Origin of the sequence: Streptomyces sp. NRRL F-2664 (assembly GCF_000719345.1) — a bacterium.
Classification (GTDB): Bacteria; Actinomycetota; Actinomycetes; order Streptomycetales; family Streptomycetaceae; genus Streptomyces.
The window spans coordinates 1-1,781 of record NZ_JOFX01000186.1 but is presented as its reverse complement, the minus strand read 5'-3'; the positions used below and the strand labels follow the sequence as shown (position 1 = coordinate 1,781).

The following is a 1,781-nucleotide window of genomic DNA, read 5'->3' as shown; positions in this document are numbered from 1 at the left end:
TCAGCGGGTCAGGCCGGCCTTGGAGGAGCAGACAGGCCAGGCCTTGGGGCCCTGTACCTTCAGTACCTTCTCGGCAATGGCGATCTGCTGCGCCTTGGTGGCCTGGTGCGCATTGGGGGCGTACTTGTGGCCGCCGAACTCCTTCCAGGTGGAGGGAGTGAACTGCAGGCCCCCGTGGAAGCCGTTGCCCGTGCTGGTATTCCAGCGGCCGCTGCTCTCGCACTGGGCCACACGGTCCCAGACGCCTGCGGAGGCCGCGTGGGCGGCGCCGGCCGTCGCCACAGGCGCGGCCAGCGCCAGAAGGCCGGCGCCGCCGACCAGAATACGGCGGGAAGCAGCAGCAGAAACGAAACGGAGGGGGCGCATAAGCTGGATCCTTTGCAGTCGGGTGAACGGGGCGGGATGAGAACTCCCCGTGCCTCCCACGCTCCCGGCCCGAGGCCCCGCGCTCTGTCGCCTGTCCGGCCCCTCCCGCGGTGGACGCACATCCGGCCCGACCCCCGCCGCCGCATCCCCCGCCCGTACGGCACACGCAGCCAGCCCGCCCCACCAAGCCCGCGCCTCGGCCGCCCCCGAGGCTGCTATCGCGTCAAGCCGTTAGGGGAGGTTGCCGGGGTGCCGGCCGTCGTTCGGGGCGGTCCCTTCGAGGGGCTTGAACAGCTGCCGGGAGATCGCGCGCTTCAGGCAGCGCTGTGCATCCCGGGAGGTCTTGTCCTCGCTGCTTCTGCGGGCGAGGTAGGCCTTCGTGGCGGGGTCGAGGCGCATGCGGATCAGGGTGATGGTGTGCATGGCCCGGTTGGGCTGCCGACCGCCGCTGCGGTTGAGGCGGTGCCGGTTGGTGAGTCCGGAAGATGCGGGGACCGGGGAGACGCCAGCGAACGAGGCGAAGGCTGCTTCCGAGCGGAACCTCCCCTGATGGGGCCAGCTGACCAGGACCTGGGCCGCGGTGATCGGCCCGATGCCGAGCAGGCCGGGAAGCTCCGGGGCCGTCTGCCTCACCGGGGCCGGTATCTCCCTTTCAAGATCCTTGGCCTCCGCTTGCAGGTTCTGGACGCGTTGGGCAGTGGAGCGAAGGGCCCTCGCTGTCATCGGGTGCTCAAGGTCCTGGGCGGGGCGGTCGCGGAGCCGGGCGCAGTGGGTGACCTGTGCCGGGCGCTTGAGTTTCCGCAGTTCGGCGCGGAGGTTGTCCGGTGCGGAGACGATCAAGGCCTTCAGCTGGTTAATTGCCGCGGCGGAGGCAGGGACTGCACCCTCGCGGGTGGCTAGGAGGACGCGCAGCGACTCGCGTTCGCCGCGGAGTCGGGGCTGTATCAGGTGCTCGGTCGCCAGGGCCTCCTCCGCGGCCCGGATGGCGTCGAGCTTGTCGGTCTTGCGTCCGCCGCGATTGGCTGCCCGTCTGGGCCGGCAGACTTCGACGACCTGCTCGCCGGCTTGGTCGAGGAAGGAGGCGAGGCCGGCGCCGTAGCTGCCGATGCCTTCCAGGGCCCGGCAGCGGCGGCCGGGGATGTGCTGGCGGGCGGAGTCCGGCAGGCGCCGGTAACCGCGGGCGTCGCAGGGGCATCGGTGCTGTCCAGGATTGCACCGATGGGGCTGACGGCCGCTGCTGCGAGGGTGTCCCGGTGGGTACCGACGCCGATTACGCCGTCACCCTGTTCTGCGAGGATGGCCACGGGGTCGTTCTCCTGAGGTGACCCCTGGGGTGTGGACACTCTGACAATGGATCTTGTGGGTCCGAGGAAGGGTGTCCTGGTGGGACGTAGGTCTCCGTATCCGGAGGAGTT

Annotated in this window: 1 protein-coding gene and 2 pseudogenes; all 3 read right to left on the bottom strand. The window is 70.5% G+C overall.

Annotated features, from left to right (window positions below; translation table 11 throughout):
* A pseudogene (locus IF89_RS0135215) lies at positions 1 to 366 on the bottom strand (transglycosylase family protein); the annotation flags it as partial.
* A gap of 231 nt (positions 367 to 597) precedes the next feature.
* The gene (locus IF89_RS48780) at positions 598 to 999 is read right to left on the bottom strand and encodes an IS110 family transposase (RefSeq protein WP_234328029.1); all 402 of its coding nucleotides are present in this window, start codon (positions 997 to 999) and stop codon (positions 598 to 600) included.
* A gap of 261 nt (positions 1,000 to 1,260) precedes the next feature.
* Positions 1,261 to 1,506, bottom strand: a pseudogene (locus IF89_RS48775) (IS110 family transposase); the annotation flags it as partial.
* Positions 1,507 to 1,781: the final 275 nt, after the last annotated feature.